Here is a 1,773-nt window from a genome sequence, read left to right as displayed (position 1 = left end):
TGATAATTTAGATGGTAAAGGTGAAATTACTATTTTAGATGATGTAAGCTTTAAAGTTGAACAAGGGAAAATATTAATTATTACAGGTCCTAATGGTGGTGGTAAGTCTACATTAGCCAAAATAATAATGGGTATAGAAAAACCAACATCAGGCCAAATATTATTTGACGGAGTTGACATCACTAATCTAAGTATAACAGAACGCGCAAGACTTGGTATAGGATATGCATTCCAACAACCACCAAGATTTAAAGGCGTTACTGTTCAAAAGCTTCTTAATTTAGCGTCTGGGGAAAAATTATCAGACGATGTATGCTGCAAATACCTTACAAATGTAGGACTTTGCTCTAAAGAATACTTAAAAAGAGATGTAGACGCATCTTTATCTGGTGGAGAATTAAAGAGAATTGAAATAGCATCATTAATGGCTAGAAATCCAAAGCTTGCTATATACGATGAACCAGAAGCAGGAATAGATTTATGGAGTTTTTCAATGCTTGTTGACAGCTTCCAAAAATTCAAAGAAAACAAAGACCAAACAGTAGTTATTATATCACACCAAGAGAGAATAATAGACTTAGCTGATGAACTTATGATAATTGCAGACGGTAAAGTTCAAAATAAGGGAACTAGAATGGACATAATGCCACTAATCCAAAATGGTGCTAGCTGTGCCTGTCCTATAAAGGAGGTTGCTTTAACAAATGAAAGATAGTATGTTAGAAAATTTATTAAAAACAATAGCCGATATTACAGGAGAGCCTGCTGGTGCTTTCAACCTTAGAAAAGACGGCGTAGGTGTTATTAGACATTCTACAGAAAACGTAGAAATAAAATCAAAAGAAGACAAACCAGGAATAGACATAATAGTAAAACCTAATACAAAGGGTGAAAAAATTCATATACCTGTAGTAATCACTGAAACAGGTGTAAACGATTTAGTATACAACGACTTTTATATAGGAGAAGGTGCTGATGTAGATATAGTAGCAGGCTGTGGTATTCATAACTGCGGAAGCTCTACTTCAGAACACGATGGTATCCATACATTCTATATAGGCAAAAATGCTAAAATAAAATACGTCGAAAAACACTACGGTGAAGGTGAAGGAACTGGAGACAGAATATTAAATCCTACAACTATAGTAAATATGGAGGAAGGATCATACTGCGAAATGGAAATGACTCAAATAGAAGGAGTTACTTCTACAGTAAGAGAAACTGAAGCTAACTTAGGTAAAGATGCTAAGCTTGTAGTAACAGAAAAATTAATGACTCACGATAAACAAGTGGCAAAATCTAATGTAGTAGTAAACTTAAATGGACAAGGCTCTACACTTCAAATAGTTTCTCGTTCAGTAGCTAAAAATGAATCTGTTCAAGCCTTCCACCCAATAGCAGTAGGTAATGAAAAATGTAGAGCTCATATACAATGTGACTCTATAATAATGGATCACGCTAAGGTTGCTTCTATACCAGAAATACAAGCAAACCATACAGATGCACAAATAGTTCATGAAGCTGCTATCGGTAGAATAAATAACGAACAATTATTAAAGCTTGAAACATTTGGACTTGATGAAGAAGAAGCAGAAGCTGTTATAGTTGAAGCTTTCTTAAGCTAATTGATAATATATGCTAGATAAAAAGGTAGTCGTTAAATATAAAATGGCTATCTTTTTTTATACAAATTTAAAAAAAATACTGCTAAAATATATTTATAAAGTTCTAGTAAATCAGAAAGGATGAATAATAATGTACGATGTTTGTATT

Annotated in this window: 2 protein-coding genes; both read left to right on the top strand. The window is 33.2% G+C overall.

Going from position 1 to position 1,773, the window contains the following annotated elements; all coding sequences use genetic code 11:
* Positions 1 to 25 precede the first annotated feature (25 nt).
* Positions 26 to 715 carry an ABC transporter ATP-binding protein gene (locus tag ACI3VO_RS01230; protein ID WP_439756158.1) on the top strand — a complete coding sequence of 230 codons (690 nt, stop codon included), beginning with the start codon at positions 26 to 28 and terminating at the stop codon, positions 713 to 715.
* Positions 705 to 1,625 carry a SufB/SufD family protein gene (locus ACI3VO_RS01225; RefSeq protein ID WP_439756157.1) on the top strand — a complete coding sequence of 307 codons (921 nt, stop codon included), beginning with the start codon at positions 705 to 707 and terminating at the stop codon, positions 1,623 to 1,625. The genes ACI3VO_RS01230 and ACI3VO_RS01225 overlap by 11 nt, the downstream gene beginning before the upstream one ends.
* Positions 1,626 to 1,773 lie beyond the last annotated feature (148 nt).

The organism is Intestinibacter sp. (assembly GCF_051866655.1).
Taxonomy (GTDB): Bacteria; Bacillota; Clostridia; order Peptostreptococcales; family Peptostreptococcaceae; genus Intestinibacter.
This window is presented reverse-complemented; position numbering and strand designations above follow the sequence as displayed.

Excerpts from the sequence above, each read along its gene's own strand:
- ACI3VO_RS01225 (WP_439756157.1), top strand. The coding sequence starts at position 705 with ATGAAAGATAGTATGTTAGAAAATTTATTAAAAACAATAGCCGATATT.